The sequence below is a fragment of the Vicinamibacterales bacterium genome, from assembly GCA_041659285.1.
Classification (GTDB): domain Bacteria; phylum Acidobacteriota; class Vicinamibacteria; order Vicinamibacterales; family UBA2999; genus 12-FULL-67-14b.
In genome coordinates this window covers 15,614-39,540 of sequence record JBAZYO010000017.1, presented here as the reverse complement: position 1 = coordinate 39,540, position 23,927 = coordinate 15,614, and the positions used below count along the sequence as shown (strand labels likewise).

The 23,927-nt window shown below is 47.1% G+C and carries 21 protein-coding genes; 7 read left to right on the top strand and 14 right to left on the bottom strand.

All coding sequences use genetic code 11. The annotated features are described in order from the left end of the window. Nucleotides 1–84: 84 nt before the first annotated feature. Genes WC815_21315 through WC815_21290 form a run of 6 tightly spaced genes read right to left on the bottom strand, consistent with a single transcriptional unit; the run spans nt 85 to nt 6,765 of the window. Nucleotides 85–1,302: a DnaJ domain-containing protein gene (locus WC815_21315; protein ID MFA5911323.1), complete on the bottom strand. Its 1,218-nt coding sequence runs from the start codon at nt 1,300–1,302 to the stop codon at nt 85–87. After that, nucleotides 1,299–2,099 carry a hypothetical protein gene (locus tag WC815_21310; protein MFA5911322.1) on the bottom strand — a complete coding sequence of 267 codons (801 nt, stop codon included), beginning with the start codon at nt 2,097–2,099 and terminating at the stop codon, nt 1,299–1,301. Before WC815_21310 ends, WC815_21315 begins: the two co-directional genes overlap by 4 nt. Before the next feature lie 49 nt (nt 2,100–2,148). Further along, a complete protein-coding gene (locus WC815_21305; protein ID MFA5911321.1) occupies nt 2,149–2,640 on the bottom strand; it encodes a hypothetical protein in 492 nt (163 codons plus the stop codon). A 59-nt stretch (nt 2,641–2,699) separates the two neighbouring features. After that, nucleotides 2,700–4,745 carry a type IV secretory system conjugative DNA transfer family protein gene (locus tag WC815_21300; protein ID MFA5911320.1) on the bottom strand — a complete coding sequence of 682 codons (2,046 nt, stop codon included), beginning with the start codon at nt 4,743–4,745 and terminating at the stop codon, nt 2,700–2,702. Beyond that, complete coding sequence (locus tag WC815_21295; protein ID MFA5911319.1) at nt 4,745–6,325, bottom strand: hypothetical protein; 1,581 nt, start codon at nt 6,323–6,325, stop codon at nt 4,745–4,747. The genes WC815_21300 and WC815_21295 overlap by 1 nt, the downstream gene beginning before the upstream one ends. Beyond that, nucleotides 6,322–6,765, bottom strand: a complete 444-nt coding sequence (locus WC815_21290; GenBank protein ID MFA5911318.1) for a hypothetical protein — start codon at nt 6,763–6,765, stop codon at nt 6,322–6,324. Before WC815_21290 ends, WC815_21295 begins: the two co-directional genes overlap by 4 nt. Nucleotides 6,766–7,203: 438 nt before the next feature. Between WC815_21290 and WC815_21285 the strand changes: the two genes are divergently transcribed. Then, nucleotides 7,204–7,554, top strand: coding sequence for a hypothetical protein (locus WC815_21285; GenBank protein ID MFA5911317.1), 351 nt, complete (start codon nt 7,204–7,206; stop codon nt 7,552–7,554). Between the two features lie 438 nt (nt 7,555–7,992). Here the strand turns inward: WC815_21285 and WC815_21280 are convergent, their stop codons facing one another. Next, a complete protein-coding gene (locus WC815_21280) occupies nt 7,993–8,541 on the bottom strand; it encodes a recombinase family protein (protein ID MFA5911316.1) in 549 nt (182 codons plus the stop codon). A gap of 240 nt (nt 8,542–8,781) precedes the next feature. Between WC815_21280 and WC815_21275 the strand changes: the two genes are divergently transcribed. From WC815_21275 to WC815_21265, 3 genes are all read left to right on the top strand, one after another. Continuing rightward, complete coding sequence (locus WC815_21275; GenBank protein ID MFA5911315.1) at nt 8,782–10,161, top strand: Mu transposase C-terminal domain-containing protein; 1,380 nt, start codon at nt 8,782–8,784, stop codon at nt 10,159–10,161. After that, nucleotides 10,154–10,960, top strand: coding sequence for an ATP-binding protein (locus WC815_21270; protein ID MFA5911314.1), 807 nt, complete (start codon nt 10,154–10,156; stop codon nt 10,958–10,960). The genes WC815_21275 and WC815_21270 overlap by 8 nt, the downstream gene beginning before the upstream one ends. Nucleotides 10,961–11,531: 571 nt before the next feature. After that, the gene (locus WC815_21265; GenBank protein ID MFA5911313.1) at nt 11,532–14,402 is read left to right on the top strand and encodes a hypothetical protein; all 2,871 of its coding nucleotides are present in this window, start codon (nt 11,532–11,534) and stop codon (nt 14,400–14,402) included. Nucleotides 14,403–14,428: 26 nt separating this feature from the next. Here WC815_21265 and WC815_21260 read toward each other — a convergent pair whose 3' ends face one another. Both WC815_21260 and WC815_21255 read right to left on the bottom strand, forming a co-directional pair. Continuing rightward, nucleotides 14,429–15,892 (bottom strand): HAMP domain-containing sensor histidine kinase, encoded by a 1,464-nt coding sequence (locus WC815_21260; protein MFA5911312.1) that lies wholly within the window; start codon nt 15,890–15,892, stop codon nt 14,429–14,431. A 4-nt stretch (nt 15,893–15,896) separates the two neighbouring features. Then, nucleotides 15,897–16,571 carry a response regulator transcription factor gene (locus WC815_21255; GenBank protein MFA5911311.1) on the bottom strand — a complete coding sequence of 225 codons (675 nt, stop codon included), beginning with the start codon at nt 16,569–16,571 and terminating at the stop codon, nt 15,897–15,899. Nucleotides 16,572–16,796: 225 nt separating this feature from the next. Between WC815_21255 and WC815_21250 the strand changes: the two genes are divergently transcribed. Next, nucleotides 16,797–17,384 carry a LysM peptidoglycan-binding domain-containing protein gene (locus tag WC815_21250; protein MFA5911310.1) on the top strand — a complete coding sequence of 196 codons (588 nt, stop codon included), beginning with the start codon at nt 16,797–16,799 and terminating at the stop codon, nt 17,382–17,384. A 288-nt stretch (nt 17,385–17,672) separates the two neighbouring features. Then, the gene (locus WC815_21245) at nt 17,673–18,092 is read left to right on the top strand and encodes a universal stress protein (protein ID MFA5911309.1); all 420 of its coding nucleotides are present in this window, start codon (nt 17,673–17,675) and stop codon (nt 18,090–18,092) included. Nucleotides 18,093–18,124: 32 nt separating this feature from the next. Here the strand turns inward: WC815_21245 and WC815_21240 are convergent, their stop codons facing one another. Together WC815_21240 and WC815_21235 are read right to left on the bottom strand one after the other, a co-directional pair. After that, complete coding sequence (locus tag WC815_21240) at nt 18,125–18,646, bottom strand: hypothetical protein (GenBank protein ID MFA5911308.1); 522 nt, start codon at nt 18,644–18,646, stop codon at nt 18,125–18,127. A 913-nt stretch (nt 18,647–19,559) separates the two neighbouring features. Continuing rightward, on the bottom strand, nt 19,560–19,727 hold the full coding sequence (locus WC815_21235) for a hypothetical protein (GenBank protein ID MFA5911307.1): 168 nt from the start codon (nt 19,725–19,727) through the stop codon (nt 19,560–19,562). A gap of 689 nt (nt 19,728–20,416) precedes the next feature. Here WC815_21235 and WC815_21230 point away from each other — a divergent pair. Next, a complete protein-coding gene (locus WC815_21230) occupies nt 20,417–20,803 on the top strand; it encodes a response regulator (GenBank protein MFA5911306.1) in 387 nt (128 codons plus the stop codon). A 438-nt stretch (nt 20,804–21,241) separates the two neighbouring features. Here the strand turns inward: WC815_21230 and WC815_21225 are convergent, their stop codons facing one another. From WC815_21225 to WC815_21215, 3 genes are all read right to left on the bottom strand, one after another. Next, on the bottom strand, nt 21,242–21,763 hold the full coding sequence (locus WC815_21225) for a hypothetical protein (GenBank protein MFA5911305.1): 522 nt from the start codon (nt 21,761–21,763) through the stop codon (nt 21,242–21,244). Between the two features lie 237 nt (nt 21,764–22,000). Continuing rightward, nucleotides 22,001–22,819 carry a hypothetical protein gene (locus WC815_21220; protein ID MFA5911304.1) on the bottom strand — a complete coding sequence of 273 codons (819 nt, stop codon included), beginning with the start codon at nt 22,817–22,819 and terminating at the stop codon, nt 22,001–22,003. Between the two features lie 296 nt (nt 22,820–23,115). Then, nucleotides 23,116–23,511 (bottom strand): single-stranded DNA-binding protein, encoded by a 396-nt coding sequence (locus tag WC815_21215; GenBank protein ID MFA5911303.1) that lies wholly within the window; start codon nt 23,509–23,511, stop codon nt 23,116–23,118. Nucleotides 23,512–23,927 lie beyond the last annotated feature (416 nt).

Genomic DNA, 23,927 nt, shown 5'->3' with positions numbered 1-23,927 from the left:
GGCCGTTTGACTAGATAAAATCAAACCGGCAAATAGTGTCAATAATCTCTTCGTGCCGCACTCCAAACGTTCACTACCTCTGAGTTAGTCCTTTATCCTGTTGATACCTTGTCTAAATCTGGCTCTAATTGCATCCTCAGAACTTTGTATGGGCGGCTGATAGAGAGGCGAAACAGGAGCCTGTCCCAATCTTGGCTCAACAGGAACTGTCGTTTGTTGCTGATACAGAGGCACCGGAGCTGGCCCGAATCTCGGTTCAGCTGGAATGGCTCCGGGGCTCACTCCTTCGAGTTCTGCCAACCTCTGCTGGGCTAATTTCAGACTCTCTTGATTCTCTTGCAAATACTTACGGTGGCTATCTTGATCAGCAAGGGTAAACCTTTGCTCGTTGATACTAATATTGGGCGCGGCCAATTTAGCTTCGGCTTCAGCTAGAACACTCTGGCTCCTGGCTATAGCCTTCTCATATCGATCAACGTCACTCCTCGCCTGGTAAACATCCATCGCATGATGTTTCTTTTCTTCCTCAACTTTCACAACAAGCTTCTGGTAAGCTGCCCGCGAAAGAGAATCTGCATCTGGACTACGAGAAATAAACGGCGGCCGCCAACTAGACGTGTCTATTCTTGCGCCCGAAGGCACCAATGTAGATGCCACCCGCTCCTTATCACTTTGATAGTTCTGCCACTCAGCAGACACTTGCCTGCTTTTCTCGCTTTCTCTATGACCATAGACAACATTCTGACCAGCCAAGATTGGCGGCGCCACAAGATCAGCAGTTCCTGGGAGGAACATCAATAAGACAAAAGCGGTGGCACTGCCAATAGATATCTTCCATCTCAGTGACTCAGTATTGCGCTCGTTCTCCTGCGTGAATGCTGTTTTTACTGCCTGCTCATGATCTTCCTGGGCCGTCTTTTCAGCTTTTTGTCTGGCTTCTTCACTGCGTTCACTGTCGCGTTGTTTTGCGGCCTGCTCTTCTCTGAAGATATCGTCAGTACTTTTCGCTTTGCGCCCGGGCCCAGTAGAGCCCGGCGCGCGCTGATACTGTCCCTCGTCACTACTAGACCTACACTCACAAACACCTATGTCTTTGTGCCCACAGTTAAAATGCTTCGTGAGCAGATCTTTTGCGTTGTTTATTTTCTTCAGCTCTTCTTCCGCGTCGCTCTTGCCCTCTGCATTCTGGAACCTGTCTGGATGCCATACCATAATCAAGCGCTTGTAGCGCCTTTGAATGACCTCCATCGAAGAGCCTGGCTCAAGGCCAAGTATAGAATAAGCGGCGTGTAAGTCGTTCATTTCAGGCTATGACCCTCCTTGAACCTCTGCCACGCCCATATTTCCTCCCTCATGCCCTGCTCACGCTGCTCTTGGTTAACCTTCTCTTGTTCAATCTCTTGCGGGTGATTGGCTATTTTCTTCCTAACATCAGAGACATGCACAGAAACAGTGGTGAAAAAGCTCAACAGAGCACAAAGGGTGAGCCCGACCAACCACCAAGGCGGCGCCGGTAGCCTAGTGTCAATGGCTGAGCCCCGCTCAACTCCCGGCCCCATCGATGCCTCAATATTCCTACAAAAACCAGTGATAATAGAGTCGCAAGCAGAAATATTGGCACCTTCAATCTTGGGGCTGAAATCTACCTGCACGATTGTTCCATCACCAGTTTCTTTCATTTGAACATCTAGCTCTAATAGCCGCTGCACACGCTCTGTCCTGGTGTGCAACTGCCCTCGTGCGTCACCTTCCATCTTCGTTTCTTCATCAGTGAAGCGCAAATTGGCAACAATTTTCTTGCTTTGAGGGTCGGCCGTGACTATGTTCCATTTATCACCATAGTTATAAATCGACTCAGCTAGCAAGTCTCTAACCTTAGCAAAAGCCTGCGGCACAGCTAGCTTGTACTCCTTTGGCACAGGATGGAGAAAGTTATACCGCCTAACTCGAAACTGGTGTATGAACGGCCAGGCCGCCCAGACGCCAGCAACAAAACCCTCGAACATGCCGGTCATAGGAGTCTGCAGGACAAAGAACCTGATAAAAGAGCCAACCAGCCCCCAGACAAGTAAGCCAACAATTATTCCCGCAAATAGCATCGCTCTTACTTCGCCTCAGCTGTCTTGATTCTCATTCTATGTTACTTGGTCATTCGGCAAAGCCAATTCCATACTCATCAATTCCACACGGCTGGCACCACCTGTGCTCAAATGCTTGAATAAATTTGCCGGTTTTCTGAAAATGCACAAGCTCTTCTTGTGCGGCCATTGCATGGTCGCTTCCAACTCCCCAGTCTTTGGTCTCGTATTCAACGTATGCCTTCATTTGACTCTCTGCATCATCTAACCTTCTTAGTTCAACGTAAAGTTTAGCCAGCGCCATCGATAGACCGGCAGAATTTATCGGCATATTGTTTTCGTCAAATAGCCTAATTGCTGTCAAATAGGCTTGTTCGGCCAGTGTTATCTGCTCCAACCGAACATAGATGCTAGCCAAGCAGGACATCGACCATGCCACGTCAAACCGATCATCACGGTTTTTGCTACCGCGATTTTCATCAATAACTAGCTGAAAGTTCTTGCGCACTAACTCCAGATCTTCTTCTGTCTTTGCTGCTTCCAGCATTTTGTGCAGGAGCAAGTACGTTTCTGATCCTAGCCCCATAATCTGTTTCTTGCCCCCTCTACTTATTTCTCTCGTTACTTAAAATCAGGAGCGCCAGGAGTACGATCCGGCTTCTTGTATGGCTTGCGTTCCTCTGGCTCTTTCTCATTGTATGTTTTCTCGGTGGCTGCTGGCCTCTGCCTCTCAAAGCCACTACCTGCCTTCTTGTTATTTTTATTAGACTTATTGTTCTTGTATTGACTGCTGTTCTGACTATTCTTATTCAACGGTCCTTGGTCTTTGCTTGCCGATGGACCTTGCTTCTGTTGCTGTTGCTCTTTCTCTTCTTGTTCTTTTTGTTCTTGTGCTTTCTCTTGGCTCCGAGCCATGTGTCCGCGCTTGCGCACAAACTCACTCACGATATGCTTCTCTCGTTCTGGCGCGTCATATGCCAGCGCCTGCTCGTATGCAGTAGGTGATGTTAGTGGCAGCCTGAGCGGCCTTGTATCAGCGGTAAAGACAATCACTTCATCCTTCAAACTTATCAATTCGTCCGCCGTTATTAATGCTCGCCCCTGGACAAACTCTTGTACTCGCCCAGAGTCACTGACACTGGCTTCCTCAATGGTTGTGCGCCCAATAGCTTCGCTAAGCTCCTTCGCTTCTTTGAACGTCTTTTGCTTGAAATAAACCTGCGTCGCCGGCATGTCGATTATTATCTGCGCCTCTCGTCTGCTGTAGACCTGCTCCAACTGTGCATAGTTCTGAAATCCCAGAATCAGCCCAATTTTGTTCTTACGGATAATCGACAGTGTGTCTCCAATGCCAGATATTTTGCCGAAGTTAGTGAACTCGTCAAGTAGCATGGTGACTGGGTACTTCATCTGCTCCCTAATTTCAAGGATGTGATCCAACAGGAAGTTGACCATCAATGAGCCTATCAATTTGCTGTCTCTCGATCGACTCGGTACTGCCAAGTAGAAAGTAAATTTCCGGTTCTTGAACCCATCTAGGTCGATGTCTGTTGTTTCTGTCAGCGTCACCATCTGGTCGGTCATCCAAGGATTGAGCTTTGTGAGCAGTCCTGAAAACACACCGTACTTAAAATCTGTCTCGCCGGAAAGCCTCATCCAGCCCTCAAACTCCATCTGAGCAACGTCTGACGGGCTGCGCTTCAGTATCTCAGCTAGCCTATCTGGCCCCAGCAAAAGCAGCCAGCGCAAAGCTCCGAAGTGCCCAAATTGTGGCTCCCCAGCTGCTGCATGAAGAATTAGAGGTATCAACAAAAGCTTCTCTGAGCGGTTCCACGTCTGCTCGCCCCTGCTCTCGGTACTCTCTCCATTCATGATTACTAAATCGGCTAGCTTCTCAGCTAGCTGCGCCTTAAGCTCCTCTGGCGCTCGCCTAATCCTGTCTATCGGATTGATTCTGTGCGAACTCATATCTGACGGGTTGAAGCAATAAATGTCATGCCCGGCCATCTTACGCCAACCAGATGTTAGCTTGTACAACTCGCCGGACTCGTAGCCGGGCGTCGCCTCAGTCACTATCATGCTCGTGCCAATCCGCTCAATTAGCTGCGGGATGAAAAACCCGCGTGACTTACCGACGCCTGTGCGGCCACACACAATCGAGTGAGCATGGGTCCAGAACTCCGGCACTTGTAAGTATTCTTTCTCTGGTGTCCGGCCGATGATGAGCCTCTTAGCGTCAGGCGTCTTTTGAATATAGCCTGCTGCTTTCAGCTCTTCGGCATTGCCCCAACGAGCCGCCCCATGCACAGTACTGACCTCGCGCTGAGCCCTTGCCTCATGCGCCCTTACTGCGTCTCTGTTTAACTCCAGAAAAATCCTGTCACTGCGCTTCTGGCAGTCGCTGCGACTGGCAGAGCCTTTCTTTTCCTCTAGCTCCAGGCTGACAAACACGCCGCTACTGGCCTTGCGCCACCTCAGAACGAGACGATACTCATGCCGCCACCAGTCGCGGCCAACTTGCTCGTCGACTCTCTCTGTAGCCAATATCTGATCGAGCTGCTTGCTGGCCCTCGAAATCTGATAGCCAAGCCGATCAAGAACATTAACTGCCAGTATCGGGAAGTCTTTTAGAGCCGTGTCAACTATGCCAGTGTCTTCGACTCTCATCACATGCGCCCCCATGGGTCACGACGGAATGGGCTATCCGGCTTCTTCTCGTTGCGCTTCTTCTCTTTCTTCCGCTCGTCTTGCGCCCTCTTATTCTCTTCAATGCCATCGTCTAGCCGCTCTATCGACTGCTTGTCTCGGGCCTTCTCTTCTGGCTTGCGCCCTGGCTTCACATGCTCCTGGTGCCTGGCCAACTTCGCATCTTCCAAGGCGTCGCCTGCCTCCTTCATGCGATCTCTTTGATCGGTGAGCGGTATCCACCTCACCAACTCGTTGGCAAACGACGCGCCAGAAACAAACATCCCCACAATAGGATTGGCCATTACCTTCTGTTGAACTGGATCAACAACAACCCTATGTGCGTCAGGCATTGTCTTCTGTGCACCCTCTTTGCCATATTGCTTCTTTGATAATTCTAACTGTTTCTCAACTATGCCAGACCACCGCGCCCGGTCAGCATGGTCTATCCAACCACGCAGATTCTGATAGTCCTCAATTGGTAGCTTCTCTGCCGTTTTGTCTCGCAGCCTTTCCGATAGCTCTCTCAACTTCTCGTAAGGGCTGTTTTTGCTGTACCTCTTGCCTTGATACTCAAAGTATTCTTTGTCCTTCCTAGAAGCATCCAGAGGCCCCTCGCTGCCCTCAGGAGCCTTACTTTTAGTTTGCACCTCAGGTTGTAGCCCAGACTCTAAAGCGCGCTCCTTCTCCTTCATCCACGCGACTAACTTGCGATACTCTGGCTTTGCTATACGCTCTTCTGGGTTGTCCCACAGATATTGGTTTAACTCCTGAAGCTCAGCAAGAGTGTTCTCCTTGCTCCACTCCTTGCCTGTGGCCTCAATCGTGTTCTGAAAATGGGGCTTTTCTGGCTCGTCGGCTGCTTGCTTCTTCTCTTTGCGTGGCTTGTCTTTCCACTTTTGATATGGCTCTAGCTGCTCTCTCACAATCTTTCTGTGGAAATATGACAGCTCCAATCCCTCTCGCACCCGCTCTAGGCGCTCGAACTCCCGCTCCTTTGTGCGCTGCTCTATTCGCTCACGCTCCTTGCGCTCTCGCCTCGTCCGCGATAGCTCCATCTCCAGCGGGTGTAGCCGCTCCAGATACCTGTCTCCATGCTCCTTGACCCGCTCATAGTCTCTTTTGTCAAAATGTACTTCTTTGCCGTTCTTGTCATTGCCCATCACTACAACATGGATGTGATGGTGCGCCGTATTATTGTGCTCAACAGCTATCCACTTAAGATCTAAGCCCTTCTCGCACGACAGCTTGTGCATGACCTCACGGGTAAATTGCCGCTTGTCCCCCGGATTAATCTCCGGCGCCAACGTCAGCTTATGAACAACAACCTTGCTATCCCGCTGCTCTCTCACCGCCCGACGCAATGACTTGTCGTCCAGGCGGTCTTCGGTCTCATCAAAAAACTCTCGCCCTCCTGGCTCCCGATCTTCGCCCGGCCGGTGCTTTATGTACTTCAGGTGCGCCAACGCCCGACCGACAGCCACCAGCTTAGGCTGACCACCGGCAACCTTCCGGCTCTGCCGGTCTCTGGCCGATATATAGCTGTGCCTTACAACTATCACGGGCTAAGTACCACCTTCTTCTGCTGCGCTATTAACGCCTTCTCATCTTCCTGAATGTACTTGGCTTGCTTTTGCTTCGCCAACTTCATGGCTTCTGCAAACAACACATCGGCCTCATCTTGATCAGGTATGGCCATGTACTGAAGCTCATACAGCGTTCCTATTGCCCGCCCCTGCCTCGCCAACATCGCACAGATCCGGTCAACTCCGCTTGTTATCGCCCGCACGATCTCTTTGGTCGCATACATCATCGCTTCTGCCATCTTCCCTTCCCTTGGCTGCGCTTTTATTTCCTCGTAGTTATCCAGATACCAACGAATAGCCTCTCTGGCTACCTCTGTTTTCGTCCGCTCCTGCACTCTCGCTACTGTCGCCAATCTCATCCGGTCTGATTCGTTCAGCCCTACCTTGATATCCTGGTACTGTTTCTTCGCCGCCATATCCACCAACCTATCTATTGCCCGTCTATAATATAATATACGTCATCACCGACCTTTGCCATAGATTTTTACTAGCTCCACCGACCTAATAAACAGCCATATATTAGGTTTCTATATGTGGCAACCGTCCGCATTGTATCTTGCATTACCAGAATCGGTTTTTTCGCAGAGCCTCAAATACCTCTCTGGCAATGCTCCACTCCCTTCGGTCGCTCCGTGCCTGTGGCGCGTCGTTGCCCACTAGCGCGCTGCATCCTCAGCTATCAATTTCAGAACAGCAGTGCAATGACGACAAGCGCTAGCGCTTGTCAATGAACCATCATGAGCTACGCCAACCTAACAAAGTGTGGTGGTTTTCCCACCAGTGGGCACTTTTAAGTATTCAAATCTGTCTTATTAGGGTATGATTCGACTAAGAACCTAAACAGAGCTACAGTTATGCTAGTTGCAAAGAAACAAATTTCTGAAAAATGGCTTGAGAAGGCAATTGACCAACTCAATAGACTTTGTGCTGAAGCAAGCGAGTTTGCTGACGAGAGCGATATCCTTCCGACGAACCTTAGCCGCATGTCAACTATCCAGATTCTTGAAACCTTTCAAAAAGCTGATGCTCACAGACCCAAAATGGGCCTAACTGTTAACGCCGAAATTTCGCTCGACTGGGAAAACACTGGCGAACACTTCCATGCATATGTCAAATGTGATGGTTCTGTTCAATATTTTCGCAACAAGACTGCGGTCAGCGAGCAAAACTTCAGCTCCAATCTGACTGCTGTAGCTGTAGCCTAGTCGTATCTATCACTTATGCCTTGCGACAAGAAAACCAAGCCCGACGAAATTGTTCTGCGAGGCATCATACGCACGCCCGCAGAACTCGACCCTGCAACCGGCAGACCTAATTTGGATGCACGCGATTTTGTCAGACGAAGAGAATATATGGGAAATGGTCCAGAGAATGGTATCTCCGTTTTCCGTCGATGCGAATATCCAACTAACCAAGACCTATACAACCGTATCGGTTCAAAGAAGCGCATGGGAACATCTGAAGCCGCTATTTCTGCCATAACCTCTCTAGGCATACATCATCTCGTTGACGAAAAGGACATAAGCCATCTTTCCCTTCGCTGCACCGATTGCGATATGGCAACAAGCGGTGTCACTTTGCACGATAAATGCGACACTTTTTTGCACGATAAATATGACATCCAAACAGTTAGTTTAAAATTATCAGCCGCGAAGATATCGGTAGAGGGTGGTGAAATGCACCCCGAAAATATCCGCTACGGCATGAATTGACTCACCTTGCTTGATCAGCTTTCTTGCAAGCTTTAACTGCTCATCCGACAATTTGCTAGGCCTACCGAATTTCACACCACGCTCCAAAGCAGCTTTGCGACCCACATCTGTTCGATCGCGTATTAGATCCCTCTCGAACTCAGCCATACCTGCAAAGAAAGTCATTACCATCCGACCGGCAGCAGAAGTGGTATCAGCCCAGGGCTCCTGCAACGACTTAAACGAAGCACCACGTTCTTGCAGTGTTTCGATTGTTTCAAGAAGCATTCTTGTCGATCGCGCAAGTCGATCCAATCGCCAAATGATCAAAACATCATCCTGCCGAATCTGCTGCATCATCTTCTGAAACTCAGGCCTAGTGCGACCGACACCAGAAACCTTTTCTTGATATATCAGCTTACATCCAGCGCGCTGGAGTGCCTTGATTTGTATATCGAGACTTTGCTCTTTTGTAGATACTCTTGCGTAGCCGATTTTCACTACTCTAGCATTTACCTTTTTATTAGCAAATCTTATATCTTTAGTATTAAGTTTTGCGTCAATCTTTTGCTAGTCTTTCCATGCCGCTTTCGGCTTGGTGCCAACCTTTAGCATAACTTACAAGTTTCACTACTACACTTTACTACGGATGCCAGCCTTCTGAGCGAACACAAAACACCAGACGATAAAGCCATTTCTTCCGAAAGATATGCGCTGATTGCACCATGCATAGAGCAGGGCATGAGCATCAACCAGCGCGCACGTGAAACCAAAGTGCACAGAACAACTATTTCTCGAATACTTGACGGTTTTCGAAAAGGCGGCTTCGTTTCTCTAGAGCGCAAGAAGCGCACTGATAAAGGCACTTTCGGAATCAGCGATGAATTGACAGAACTGATCAGGGCTCATCGAATTGCCTTGCCGAATCTACCCTGCTCATCCATTCAGCGCATGATCGCCAGAATCTGTGCAAAAAAGTTTTGGGCCGAGCCAACATACTGGAATATCTATCGGATTCACAACAGTATTCCAGCTGATCTTCTCACTCTATCTAGAGATAGTGCTGAATACAGGCGGCACTATGAAATGATTCATCGCTTTGAAGCAAGCTGTCCGAATGAAATTTGGCAGGCAGATCACAACTTCATGGATATTTTCGTCTGGGATGAGCATGGTCAAGCCCTCAAACCTGTTCTAACAATCATCCTTGACGACTATAGCAGGGCAGTTACTGGTTATTATCTGGATTTTGCGCCACCATCGGCGCAACGAACCGCTCTTGCTTTACGACAGGCAATTTGGCACAAGGCAGAACCTAAGTGGTTGGCCTGCGGCATACCCGAAAAATTGTACACAGATAGAGGCTCGGATTTTACCTCGTTGCGATTAAAACAAATTGCCATAGAGCTAGAGTTTGAGCTAATCAAAGGACGTCCATACTACCCCCAAGGAAAAGGAAAAATTGAACGTTTTTTCCTGACCATGAATGAACTTTTCCTTTGCGATCTAACCGGTTACACAGCAGAAGGTGAGCCACCGAAGCAGCCTGGCATGACGCTTGACGAATTCCGAAGAACTTTTCACGATTGGCTGATCAATGAGTATATGCAGCGCGAAAACGAAGACACAGGCGAAAGCCCATTTTTCCGATGGTGCAATCAACCACAAGTGCCAAGGATGCCTGAGACCTTAGACAAGCTGCACATGCTTCTTATGACTATCTCCGAAACTCGCCTAGTTCGCCGAGATGGTATTCACGTGCTCAACTATTCCTATATTGATACAGAGCTGCAAAATGGTTACATGCGCGAATCAGTACTGGTCCGCTATGACCCAATGGATGTCTCCAAAATTTTTGTTTTTCACGAAAACAAATTCGTCTGCTCTGCAGTGTGCCCGGAGCTTGTTGAAAAAAAGCCCACCTATCAAGACATAGTAAAGGCCAAAAACTCTCGCAAGAAGTCGCTACGCCAGAAGATAACCGGTGCCAAAGATCTCGTGAAATCCTATGCCGCTGACTCAGCAAGACCAATTCCTCCAGCACCGGTTGAAGAAACCATTGTGCCTGCGTTGCCAGAAAGACCTCGTCAAGTTATTCGGAGATATACAGTAGATGCATAAAGAGCAGGCTGGCGAATTTATAGAAACAAGGCAACATAGGCGTTTCATCGAATTTGCGAACTTCTGTAGAACCAATCGCACCATCGGCATTTGTACTGGCCGCCCAGGAGTTGGAAAAGAAGCTTCAGGTCAAGCATATGCACAGTGGCAGATCGTCAAACCACTTTTGGACAAACCACGTCGACCACAGTCACCACCGGTAAAGCTCACAGACTGTCACTCGGCCTACTGGGACGCAGAAGTCAAATGCTCCCTAAAAAAGTTGAACTCATCGCTACTGTTTCTCAGAAACAAATTTGACAGCCTGGTTCGGGATTCGTTGTATTGGTATCAACCAGAGCTACTGAGACAGGCCCCACGCAAGGATTTTCTGGAGCTTGTTGTCATCAACAATGCTCACCGCCTATCATTCGACTGCCTGGAAGCAACTAATGACTTCCGAAAAAAATACAATATCGGTGTAGTGCTACTGGCAGTGCCTGGCTTCGATAGAAAAATTAGACTATTTGACCCGGTCGGTTGCGATGTTGCCCTATATCACGAGTATAGCCCCCCACGCGCTGAAGAGTTGAGACAAATACTAGAGATTAGATGGCGCAAAGAAGCAGTTGCCATTGAAGATGCTGCCATAACAATAATCGAAGAAGTCACAAGCTCAAATATTCAAAAGGCTCTCAACATTCAGACTGAAATAGAGCGCGTTCGTGGCATCAATTCTATTTCTATCATTTCACCCGAACTTGTTGAGGCTGCCAGCAAAAGCTTGCTGCTAGATCTGCCAGAAAGATCTAAAAAATAGCCAGAAATAGGCTAAATACTACGCCGCTCGCACCATACATATGGAGGGAGTGCAAATATTGTGCAAGCTGCATTTATGTTGCAAAAACATGTCGCATTTATCGTGCAAAGTCACAGCTGCCTCTGGCTCAAGCTTCGGCCAGCAAATTACTATTTCAGAAGTAGGCCAACAGGGATATCCTCAAAGCCATTCCTCTGAACTAGAAGCGGCCAAACCACCAATAGCTCAAGGCCTTCGCCTGGTACTAGGCCTATTACAAATTCTACCTCTTGAATATAGCTGGCTTGCACCGATGCTGCTATTGCTTCTTGATGGGTTTGAATGCCTTAGAGACTGGTGGGCTTATATAAGACGGAAGCGTTAGCCCCCTGAAGTAGAGCAGACAGATTGACCGTGCTGCTCTAAAATTCACGGCCAAGATAATCCGCCCATAGTCCTCTGAGTGTCACTTACACCCGACGCTTGCCATTTGCAGTCGGCTTGATTCCATTTAAACGTTTATTAAACGTTGCTCACCTTACAACTGTTGAACTAGCCAATGCAACTGCGACAACGTTGAGGTGACGAAAAAATGGATAAGACCGCAAAAATAGACGGTCCAGAAGATCCCTCCAAAGCCGGGCAAGCTGTCGGACTTAATTTGGTGGACTTGAGTAAGGAACTCAACCGAGCAGAGCACAACTTCCATAAGAGCCGAGATACCCAAGGTGTTCTAGGAAGCTCGTACGACTGGATGAAGAATAATCTTGGTGGTAGCTATGAAACTGGCTCATGGTTTGCAAGGCGTTGGTCCAATGTACTCAACTACGATATGGGTTCCGAAGCCATACAGAAAAATATTGATAGAACAAAACAGCTAGTGGCCGCTGGTCAAACAGACAAAATTGTGAAAGCAACCGAGATTGCTGATGGCCGTATAAGCCTGAAAACCACCAATACTGCCAGAGAATACAATAACGATCAAAGATTAGGCGTTAACTTTTTAGCTGATACTGCTACTTTCGCTGCTGTTGCTCTTGCACGGGGCAAAGGTGTTATTGACTTAGCCGTAAGAGGTGCTGTAGTTAAATCAGGCTTGAAGGCAGTCGATGGAAGCTATTCGAAACCACTAGATGATGCAGCTACTGGAGCTTTTATAGGTGTAATGACTCCTTTCGCTGGTGCTCTTGGAAAAACCACTGGGATGATTGCAGAAACAGCACCAGCAGCACTTCAATCACGAGCAGTCAGCGCAGTTAGATTTGGAACAGAAGGGGCCGTTCTGGGGCATACTCAGCAAATCTCCTCACTATTTGAACAAAAGCGAGTGGATGGAGAAAGAGCTGGCCAAGCTTTTTGGAAAGCAAATCTCGACTCGGTCGCCAATCCAACAGGTGCAGCATTAGGTTTTGTAGGTGGAGGGCTGGGTGGATTTCTTTTCGGAAGAGCTAGGATTTCACAAAGTGTAGTTCCGGAAGTACCGAGTCCACCGAACCTACCTACCGGTCCGCGTTCGCCGTTGGCTCCGGCTAGTAACTCAGCAGAAGGATTGCAAATTCCAAGAGCACTGAATAGTCCTAGTGGGCCAATCGAGCCAATTTCTGGACCTCACCCAAAAGGTAGTGGAAAGTTTGCAGGAAGTGTTGTAAGAGCGGGAGCTGACCTTTCAAGTCCACCTAGTAGTGCTCGTTCGCCGCTGAGCGAGTTAGGTGCAGTACCAGCAGAAAGTGCAGCTATGACTGGTGCACGAGCTGCCGGTGTTAATGGTAATGCTGCCATAGGTAAGGCTGCGGGTGAAATTAGGATTTCAATACCAGGCTCAAACCTGCCGAGCATCCCGCGTATTATAGATGAACTCAGAGGCCCACGTTCTTGGGCAATCGAAGAGAGAGTACCGATCAAACCACTATCGAAATCGGTTTATCCAGAATATTCAGTACCGGATTTTCGTAGATTTGAGTCAGCTCTGCGCTCTGAAAAAGCGACCGTTATGGATTTTGAACCTTTTGGTGCCATTCGGAGTGTCGCCGACGGTGATAAGAAATTGCAATCCATGAATTTGAAATGGCAGACCAAAGGGAGCTTGAGAGAGGGAAATTTAAGCACCAACAAAGTCGTATTTAGTGACGGAACAGAGCTAGTTGGAGAAAAACTATTTCTCCCACACATGAGTAAGTCTTCCACTGTCAGAGAAATCCTTCCAACAGAACGACCAGATTTGAAATTCATTAAGATGGTTGAGATTGACGATTCATTCAGGTTAACGAAAATAGACGAAAATACGACGCTCTTTCACAATCTAAGTACTAATGTAGCCAATGTTTATAGGCGAGATCACAGTAGGTCTCTAGCCTGGGATGTAAAAGAAGGTACTAATCCAAAATCCGTTTTAGAAACAATCTTTAATGGCAATAGAGCCGGTTTCAAGAAAACGATGGGTGACTTTGATCCAGCGCTTTTGCAAAAGACAGCAGAAGGGCGGCCATTGCGTCCATATTTGGAACAAGAAAGCATGGTGAAAGATGTTCCTGCTCCTTCTTCGCCGCCTCACGGCAAACTGAAAATGTTACCTTATGACGAGTTTCAATTTAAAAGAAACTTCTATGAAGAAAATGCAAAACACTATCCGGCTCCAAGGTGGTCTCCTGATTGTAATGAACTAAGTGTGAAAAATGCATCAGGGCAAATAACGAACTTCTTTATTCCTACAGCAAATTTTATTGAAACTGCCGATACCACAACACTATATTCAATTTTAGGAAATAACAGAAGAGCTCTTCGCGAGTTGACCCAAACACCGGCTTTGACGAAAGGTTCAGTAGAGAAAGGTATTGTGAGCGAAGCAATTTTTGACGAAAAAGCCATTCGTCTATCTTTCTCTGGTCAATTTGAAACGAGTTTGGCTAAAGACAAAGGAATGTATTTTGCTAGAACTGGAGATATGTTTGCCTCTCTTGAGGATCTGGAAAAAGCAGTCAAGACGGCTATCACCTATGCCAAATCAAAGGATGGAACCATACTTGTAGTTGATTCTACAAAACATGCCCAAGAAAATGCGCAGCTTAAGCTCATGCTTCCAGGTTATACATCTGGTGCACAAAAAAGATTAGGCGGCATCACAGAAGAGGTTTATGAAGATCTGCAATCGTACGTCGCTGGGAAGCACCTAGTAATCGTTAAACCAGAATCCTTAAAAGCAAATATCACAGGTAGCGGTGACAGGGAGTTTCGACAACTTTTCATCGATGAATTCGCGACGCAAGAAGTACTAGCGCGCGCCTTTGCAGCCGGAAAGAAGTTAGAATTGACCGAAACTTCCAGTTTGTTCAAAAAACAGGTTGAAGCCAATCTAATACTTGCAGAAAAGACTGCAAAAGAAGTGGCGCAGAGAAAAAGTGAGCAACGTCGCTCGGTTGCTCCAGAATTGAAAAGTCTACCCATTCCTGGTTCTGGCAGAAACTAACTTGAATATTGTCAATTTGCGTAGACTTATTCGTCTTCGTCGACTGGCAGAGTAAACCAGAAATCGCAACCCTCACCAAGAGTTGTATTAACTCCTACTTCACCACCATGCTGCTTAATCAACATGGCGGCGACAGCAAGCCCTAGACCAAAACCAGCTTTGTTTGCTCCAGAAGCAGCCTCTGCTTGAAAGAATTTGTCAAATACACGTGATGCATCTTTCTTGCTTAACCCATTTCCTTCATCGATAACATTGAACGAAATGGCTTGTGGTAGCTGACTACAAAGGACTGTAACTGTGCCTCCAGGTGGTGAATGCTTAATAGCGTTGCTGACAAAATTAGTCAGAACTTGTGCAATACGGCCCGAATCGCACACTACCTGTAGTGGCGTAGCTTCATTTCTCAAGATGACTCCAGCATGGCTGGCCTGGACAGCTAAGCTCTCCAATACAGATTGAGCTAACTTATCAGTTTCAATCATATCGAAATCCAGGGCAATTCGACCCGACTCTAGTTTTTCGATAGAAAGCAGATCTTCCACAAGTGTCAAAACTTGTTTGAAAGTATGACGTAGACTATCTCCAGTTGATTTCCTTTGACTTTCGACAGGGCTATCAAGCAGATTGTCAATCAACAATTTCGAGGACATTAATGGTGACCTAATGTCATGTGCAATCATGTTTAGAACTGATTTTCTGTTCTGAGCGGCCTCCTTAAGTTTGTCCGAAGCCTGATGCAAGACTGAGTCCAGATAAGCGATTTCGTCATCTCCGCCTACTTTCTCTGTCAATGTTTTTTCATCCGGCAACTGCCTGGCATTAGTGACTAGTGATGACAAGCGTTTACTGATATCGCGAAGGAAATACATCAGCAAGCCGGTTGTGAGAACCAACTGTACGATAAACACAGCTATCATCAGGTTTTTGATTGTAGATCGCTTTTGATTTTCTTCCTGCATAGTGTTGGCGATCGCCAACTGTTCTTTTTCCATTACTTGCTTGAGGTAATTCATCTTGCGCATAAGCTTGAAGAGCTGCGGCTTTGAGCTTTTAAGCTGAGACATCACTCTCAGTATGTTCAGGTTGTTACCATCTGAATTCTCTTCACTGATTCTTTTCAGAAGTGCATACTGTGTGTCTCGGACCTCCTTAATATCGGCCAAATAAGTCGATAGAGTTTGTCCATAGTGAGGTAGGGCAGTTAACTCATTCATAACACCAGTGACACGTTGATAAAACTGCTCCGGTGACAAAGACTGCTCCGCAGCCATCGTTGGTGCAAAAACATGGTTGAATATTGAGGTCCAAGCGTCTCCGAAATCCACAATTAGAACGGTGATGCGATTCAAGGCAGTAACCTGCGCTTGTTGCTTTAGTGCTAATGCTTCGCCGCCATTTATGAGTGACATGAGTGTTGCAAACAAACCCGTTTGCAGCAGAAACGGTAATAGCAACAGAATCAGACCTTTGTGAATGATTCGTAGTTTCAATTTCTCACCTGGATTCTAAAATATAGCCTGAGCCACGTACTGTTTTAATGAAATCCTTTAGTCCGGCTACTGCTAGCTTTCTACGCAATATGTGCAGATGAACCCGTATTGTGTCATCTTGTACTTCACGATTTGCAGGCCAAACCTTTCTGAATAAATCCGCACCAGAAAATATTTGATTTTGGTGCCTGAATAGATACTCCAACAAAGCAAGTTCTGTAGGCGAAAGTTTAATGTCTATGTCGGCACCAGTCAGGCGGCTCAATCTAGTGTCCAGGGTCACACCACGCACAGTGAGTGCATCTTGCATGAAATGTGCGGGACGGCGCTGAATAGCCCTTACGTGAGCGAGTAATTCTCTAATATCAAAGGGCTTTGTAAGAAACTCATCTCCACCGGAGTCCAAACCGCTCTCTTTACTGTCAATATCATTTCGTCCGGTAAGAAATATTATTGGTGTAGTGCCACCTGCTCGACGAAAACCCTGACAAAGAGTGAGTCCTGTTCCATCCGGTAATGACCAATCCAACACTATCAAATCGAAAGAAAAACATTCGAGAAACTGTCTGCCGTCACTGAAGGAATGGGCTGTTTCGACCATCCAGCCTTGCTTTTCCATTTCCTGTTTGACTAGGCTGGTCAATATTTGATCATCATCAACGATCAGGAGCTTAGCCATATGAAAATTTGATGTGGCCTTTATTTACTAAGTGCACTGCAATTTTATAGCATCTGAAACTCAGGAACGTTACCAAAGATGGATTATCGGGCGCTCTTCTGCCAACTGTTAGCATCCTAGGCGACACATTCCTTAAACGTTCTCTAAACATTGAAATGTCTATATTACACACGAAGCCAAGAGGCTGAACTGTTTGAGCGCTTCCAAGCTATTAGAGGAAAATTTATGACACATCGTTTTGAAACTGAAACTAGAGCAACTGAAAGCCACAAATTAGCGGACAGTTCAGCGGTGAAAGCAGATTGGAGCACTAGGAGCAGTAACAGTGTCTTACTAGCTAGTGACTCGCGGCCGTCTTCTCAAGATCTAGTCAAGCAAGATGTTTTGCCACAGATGGAGTTGGTTGACAACAAAGATTGGAAAGCAGACTGGATAAGAAGAAACGATAAATGGGGACAGCCAAGGCTTGACGATTCATCAGAACTGCAACGACAGCAAGCGAGATTGTCTAGACCTGAAACACCTGCTGGTTCAGAAGATAACAATTCAGAATCTCGCCAGAGAGCTAGAGAGAAAGCAAGAGACACTTTTGAACCACCACTAAAAGATCTTCCTGACAGTAAGATCTATGACGTGAAAAAGGGCGACAACCTTTGGAATATTGCTCGCCGTGAGCTTGGACCTACAGGCTCAAACGATCAGATTCAGAAATTTGTTAAACAAGTTGCTGATTCAAACCAAATCAAAAATCCTGATTTAATTTTGCCAGGGCAGAAAATTAGATTGCCAATTATCAAACATCCAGGCAAGTAGATCTGGTTTTAAAACGCGAGTTTTGAGATAGACAGCCACCTCCCAAAGCGGGGGGTGGCGTTTTATTATGCTGTTACTGAGGGAAGGAAAATAGGACTTTAAAGTCTCAGCAGCGGGCTTGCATACTGAGTTCTACAGTCATAACGGCACTGCGCCTAACTGATCGCATTGCTCTAGCCAAGAGAACCTTGTGATGAAGATGGTCTTAACTTGGCCTTAGTAGCTTGCTGCGACCATGATTGCCTTAGCGATGAACGCGGAATGGTTCAAAGGATTTATATGCATTTCATGGTCGCCTTTGTTAGCCAAGAAGAAAGTCAAGCGACTCTGGCTTTAGCAGTGCATCTTGCAGCGGCCACACAGTCGAAATTGACGCTTGTAAAAGTACTTGCTGATCCACATTCACTGGGCCTTGTTGCCGAATTGATTGCTACAGATGAACCTTTTCTTTTAGCTAAAGAGGAACTACAGTCAGTTGTCGATGATCTTACTCAAGACGACCTGAATGCCGTCGCTGAAGTTCGCCTAGTCACCGAGATTGGTGCGGGTATAGTCACCGCTGCGATTGACCTGAACGTCGATATGGTGTTTGTAGGCACCGGCAAGCCCGGTGGTCCTTCCTCTTTTTTGATGGTCAACGATCCTGTTGCTCACTATATTGTTGATCATTGTCCAAGGTCAGTAGTTTTGGTCCGACAAAACGAATAAGCGATCAGCTGACAACGATAGAGTGAAAACACTTATCGTTTTTTCGTGTCACTTGATCCAAATAGGTTATAGACGTAAGCTACGGCAGCTAACAAGGCGCTGGTCCTTGGATTTCTGAGCACCAGTCCACCACCTGCCATTATTGTTTTAGTCAAAACTTTGTCTACTGAGGTTTTACCGGCCATGACAGCCACAGCACCGCCTAAACTTCCAAGTAGTGCAAGGTTTTCGCCCAAGCCCGCTTGCACTGGTTTTATGGACAATACAGAATCAGAAATTCTTGGTTTTTCATCTCCTAATTTCCTGAAGAAGCTGCTTCCGTCAGAAATTTTGGGGATTCCGATAGATTTAGCATAGTCAAAAGACTCACCTACACGAGCTTGTGCACTCTGAACAATCTGAGGTGAGTCAGTCAACGGTTGCAACTTTGTTTCTCCTAAAAGCTTGTTTGAAAAAGGCTGCAATAGCTCTGCTGCATTGAATTCTGCAAATGTTTTTCTTGCTTCTATGGGACTGGCCGACTCAAATCTTTCCATTTCAATTTCCCTCAGCACAAACTACTTCACTAGGATTCGCTATCAAAGGTTAAATGAACGTTTAAACAGCAGGTCGTTTATACGCCCGACCTGTCGCAATCGTTGCCATAGGTCTTAGTCCTCTGAAGTAGAGCAGACAGACTGACTGTGCTGCTCTAAAATTCACGGCCAAGATAATCAACCAATAGCCTTCCCCCAAAAGCTTGCTGCTAGATCTGCCAGAAAGATCTAAAAAATAGCCAGAAATAGGCAAATTCCTACGCGGCTTGCACCATACATATGGAGGGAGTGCAAATATCGTGCAAGCTGCATTTATGTTGCAAAAACATGTCGCATTTATCGTGCAAAGTCACAAGCGGTGTCTGCAAGCCAAAGACCGGTGCAAGCTTCGACGATTGTCCTTTTTTCTTGCAAACCGATCCACTAAATTTTCTAAGTTCTTTCAATCAAACTGAAGCTGCAAGTGCTCGGACACTCGCTCCAAGACCAATCCGCTCAGCGGCTGCGTTGGATATAAAGCCTGATTGACTAACTGGCATCAAGGCCCTCTATAAGTGATTTTGATAAGCTTGACCCATGAGAGCCGAAGGCCCACTAATCTTTCCACCTCGATGGCGGAGGTCCAGCACCCCGGCCAGCCTCTCTACCACCTTTAGACTTTGGCAATTTAATTGTTCCAACTGAAAACTTAAAGACTATGCCGACTAAGTTCAAACCAGCACGAGCCACCATCGACAACAGCCTTGTCACCATCCCGGCCACCGGTCGAAGAACAGACGAGGCCCGGCCTCCTGCCATGTTGTTTAACGCGACAAGCAAAATGACAATTAGTCCAAGTGACCAGAGAATATCCATGCCTTCATTCTAAGGCAACCACACTGGTAAGCATAAGTTTCGATTGCCACAGAACAGCCGTTGGCGCCCAGGCCACCTAGAAGGTGGCACCGGGAAGGTTGTTGGCCTTTTTGTATTGGACCATCGCAAAGCGCAGGTCCATGTACTTAGCCCAGGCGGCATCTTCGAGGGCTGAGTCTTCAGCGGCTACTGCTTGATGGAATTCGGCGCGGGCTTGATTGAGCTTTTCTTGTAGTTCTGCCATTTTGCTGTCCTCTCGTTTTGGTGCTAACGCCAATGTTTGAGGGCATATCGAGCAAGCGAAAAGGGGTCCAACGGACCGAGCACAGCGAGGCTCGCCCCTTGTAGCTAGCGCAGATCTGCCCTATTTTCGGCAGTTAGCTCCAAAAGAGGCTGCATATGCAAGAGCACAAGAGCCAGTCAAACCAACTGCTCCAGCCAATCAGCAGGTAAGAAACCAGCTCAATGATTCACCACAGGCAATAATTCAATGGATAAAACCGGCTTAAGTGATCCGCACATGCCAAATACAACTTTCGATGTACAAAACAACTAGCGCTTCCCGTTTCGGCTCTCTTCAAAAAGAACAGCGAGTGGCTGGTTGAGAGCCTCGGCTAGCCTAGCTAAAACCTTGACCGTAGGATTTCTGACGCCACGCTCAAGCCCACTAAGATAAGCAGTGGCTATCTTCGCTTCAGCGGCACATTCCTCCTGCGTCCACTTCTTTTCCAGACGCAATTCCCTAACGCGCCTCGATAACTTTTTGATCGCTCGTAATTCAGTTCTCACGCCAACTAATGTCTGGCTTTATGAACTATCAGTCCACAAACTATGAGTTTAGTTAAGTGCTAAATCGCAGACTATAGCCATCATTGCTCCAAAAGTTTATTATTGCCAAGAGATTGCTTGAGAATTTTTTGGAGGTTCTATCAAGTGCCACAAACAAAACTACTTCTTGTTGTTGACGATACTGATCTAAGCAGACTGTCTACCTGCCTGCTGGCAAATAGCTTCGGGTATAAAACTGAGGATGCTGCTAGCGGTACCGAAGCCATCGAAAAACTTGCACTCAAAAAGTATTCCGGCATCATCATGGACTATCAAATGCCCGGTCTGACTGGCAAAGATTGTACGGAATACATCAGAACCACTCTAAAAAGCAGTATTCCCATCATTGGCTATACCTCTAGTGAAGATTCAAAAGTTTTTGCTACCTGCATAGAATCTGGCATGGATGCCTGCCTTAACAAAAACTGCCCCAGTCAACAACTGGAAGATACGCTGAAAAGCCTACTTTTCTGCGCATTGGGCGCTGATTGATATTTCTGTCAGCCAGCAAGACTCTCTTCTATAAGTCATATCTACTCTTTCCATCAAGTCTACTCAACTTGCGTGTGTATAGCCCAGCTTGTCGCAGCTAGGCCGGTGCAGCAAACTGAAAACTTGAACGGCGCTCTTTTTTTGTCGCTTGCTCAAAATTTCGGCCAGCCAATTTCAGAACGCCGTCAAGAGAAAATGATATATCCATTTGACAAGGTCAATGGTCATTGTGAACGACAAAATATCTCATAAGGGACAAAAGAAAACCCCGAGAACAAGCTTGCCGCAGGCTCTCAGGGTCATCATTCTTATCGTACCAGACGAAGTCAATAATACCAGCCAAATGCCCTTGACACTAGGGGCTCAAGCACCGCACCTTACTATGCTGTTTATTACGCCGTAAGCCTTGGCTCGACGCCTTTTCTGCATCAGGCTAACTCAACTAAGAACACTGTTAAACATTTGACTGAGCCTGCCAAAGAACGGCCTTATTACCTTGCCTTTTTCCTGCTGATTAATGCTAACTACCACTTCTACGGGCTCGGCATCTATCAATGGTTCTAGTATTGGCTCTTGCTCTTTTGCGATTTCAGGCCAAAGCATAAAATCGTATGCTTTCTCGTCTTCTATCTCAACTTTTGTCTTCTCTGGTGCGACAGCTAAAGCTGCAGTCAACTCGGCAATCTGCTGTTTCAGCTCTAGCAACAACTGCTCTCCTGAAAGATCTTGCTTCTCATTCTTTCGTTGAGCAGCGAGCACGTCGTTTCTCAAGCCCACAACTTCACGCTGCATTTCATAAAACCAATCAGGCCGGTTTCTCTCATCAGCTAGCGCCTTTACCAAAAGTTGCCTGATCACAAAAGGGATGTTTGTCTGCTCGTTCTCTGCCAGCCTGTAGACCTTCATATAAATTGTGTCTGGCACAATTATCGTCCGCTCTGCTTTTGTTACCATTGCCACGCCCTCTTGAAAAGTGACTTTAGGATATATCCTGTCGAGCGTGAATTAAATATACATTTTTATCATCTTGTATATCCCTCTTCTGCTCAGCCTTAAAGCTGGCTATACACCACTGTCTCAACGCGCTTCAACTATCGTTAAGTTCACAGTGACTCCTCATGTCATGCCGCTACAACTAAGGACACTTTGACTGCTTGGGCGCGAGACAGAGACTAAATTAGACAATGCTGTGCCACATCACTGAGGCAGGCAAAAGCTACAAGTCTGGCATGGCCTCAGTTTCGCGGCATTGGATTCCAACTTGTAGACACCGACAACAGCCGGACATGTATACATACCAGCGTCTATTACTGGCTCCACATGCCGACCGCCGCGATGCACAGGAAAAGACACAAGCTCTTTTGTTCTTGCTGTTTTGATAAGTTCGGGCAGTAACTCTTCTACAAGATCCCGCTCCTGCTGCAACAGCGCCAGCTTCCAGACACCAGGCTCCTGGGCGTAGGCTAGTAAACCAGCCTCAAAGTTTTCAGTATCGACACTGAGCCAGCCCTGACAATTGGGTAAGGCAGCCAGTTCTGTTATTGCCTTGAATAGCTTCTTCTCCTGGAAGCTCCTGGTATAAAACCAGAGTTTGCATAAAGGTCTGGATTTAGCGGCTATCAGCCAGGCTTTCACGTATCGAGCTTCGTGCCAGTCGCCTAGATCATGAATGCGAATTGTCCAGGGCGTCCTGGTCTTCTCACCCATAATTGACGCAGCAAGCCAATCAGATGGTCTCACCTGATCAATTAGCACCGTGAGATTTTCTGCCAATAACTCAGGGCCACCTCTATCTAAAAGCAGTTCGACAGTGCGGTAATTGCGCTCCCTCTTTGCCTTCTGAGCCTCGCTCTGGTAGCGGATACCGTTGCCATAACAGACTTTGCGGCAGACATCTGTAGCCATGACACAGGTCTTGTTTCTAGGCATACTGAAGGCCCATGAGGTCTTACTATTATTTGTGAGTTCAAGGCCGTACTGGTTCGCCTGTTTCTCTCTGTTCATTTCTGTTTTCACCTCAGTAACCTCCGGTTAACAGCGGCTTTTCGCCGCAGCTATGGGGGTACGGGGGTGGCTCTGGGGGTCAAGCGGAAGGGTCAAACATTCCGCCGGCACTAACACCACGCTTGACGCGCGGTGGCGCTACCCCCGTATGCTTAAAGAACCTGAAAAGCCACATCAGAATTCAGAATAAAAAACAAACAGACAAAACAATAAAGCAGTGACACCATTACCGGTGGCATACAAAAATCGATAATAAAGAGAAAAGCCATAAGAGGCAGAGGCTACTTAACCCCTGCCTCAAGCACAGCCTAGTTTTTGGCGGCTTTCGCTTTCTTCGGAGCAGGTTGCTCCTCTGGTTGAGTCTCGTCATCAGTCGGCCTTTTACCGCAGAGATGAAAGGACGTGAGCTTTATTACCGGCTTGGTCAACTGCACCTTCACGCCGTTTATTTCTTTTGAGAAGTTAGAGAGAGACAGTCTTCCGTTGATCACGATTTCACGCCCTTTAGTGATGGTCTTGAGAGCACGCTCACCTAGCCCATTCCAGGCATCGACATCGAGCCACATTGTTTTTTCTTCGTCGGTATTAGACGAGAATTCTTTTACCGCCACCGAAAACTTCACCACCTTGTTTCCAGTATCGCCGAACGAAACTGAGCTAGGGGCTTGACCGACGCGACCGACTATTGTGATTGAGTTGTTCATTTTGGCACCTCCAAGTGCTTGTTAGTGCCCCCAGAAAGACACGGAGTGCGGCTGCCCAATGGACGCGCAAGCGCCCCCTCAAAAGGGGGTCGCCATTGGATAGCAGACAAAATCCGTGTCACGGTAGGCACTTTTAGACATGCACGCGAGGTACACATGAGCACCTATTTCACTCTACCGGCGCTCCCAAGCCACAGCCAGATCGCGGCAACAAACAAGCAGTGCACCAGTGGCAGTGACAGAACTAGATTAGGCAGACAAAAAAAACAATATTCGAGCAGAGCCAGGTAGGGCTATAGCAAGATTCAGCGCCATTCAAAGAAGAGAATCAAAAAATAGACAAGCGACTGCAACTAAAACTTCTCAAAGAAAATCAGTCTGTGCAGTGACATACAGCAGATAAAGTTACTTTCCAT

Excerpts from the sequence above, each read along its gene's own strand:
- WC815_21235 (MFA5911307.1), bottom strand. The coding sequence starts at position 19,727 with ATGGCAGAACTACAAGAAAAGCTCAATCAAGCCCGCGCCGAATTCCAT.
- WC815_21250 (MFA5911310.1), top strand. The coding sequence starts at position 16,797 with ATGACACATCGTTTTGAAACTGAAACTAGAGCAACTGAAAGCCACAAA.
- WC815_21245 (MFA5911309.1), top strand. The coding sequence starts at position 17,673 with ATGGTCGCCTTTGTTAGCCAAGAAGAAAGTCAAGCGACTCTGGCTTTA.
- WC815_21215 (MFA5911303.1), bottom strand. The coding sequence starts at position 23,511 with ATGAACAACTCAATCACAATAGTCGGTCGCGTCGGTCAAGCCCCTAGC.
- WC815_21290 (MFA5911318.1), bottom strand. The coding sequence starts at position 6,765 with ATGGCGGCGAAGAAACAGTACCAGGATATCAAGGTAGGGCTGAACGAA.
- WC815_21255 (MFA5911311.1), bottom strand. The coding sequence starts at position 16,571 with ATGGCTAAGCTCCTGATCGTTGATGATGATCAAATATTGACCAGCCTA.
- WC815_21275 (MFA5911315.1), top strand. The coding sequence starts at position 8,782 with ATGAGCATCAACCAGCGCGCACGTGAAACCAAAGTGCACAGAACAACT.
- WC815_21270 (MFA5911314.1), top strand. The coding sequence starts at position 10,154 with ATGCATAAAGAGCAGGCTGGCGAATTTATAGAAACAAGGCAACATAGG.
- WC815_21265 (MFA5911313.1), top strand. The coding sequence starts at position 11,532 with ATGGATAAGACCGCAAAAATAGACGGTCCAGAAGATCCCTCCAAAGCC.
- WC815_21300 (MFA5911320.1), bottom strand. The coding sequence starts at position 4,745 with ATGAGAGTCGAAGACACTGGCATAGTTGACACGGCTCTAAAAGACTTC.
- WC815_21285 (MFA5911317.1), top strand. The coding sequence starts at position 7,204 with ATGCTAGTTGCAAAGAAACAAATTTCTGAAAAATGGCTTGAGAAGGCA.
- WC815_21315 (MFA5911323.1), bottom strand. The coding sequence starts at position 1,302 with ATGAACGACTTACACGCCGCTTATTCTATACTTGGCCTTGAGCCAGGC.
- WC815_21310 (MFA5911322.1), bottom strand. The coding sequence starts at position 2,099 with ATGCTATTTGCGGGAATAATTGTTGGCTTACTTGTCTGGGGGCTGGTT.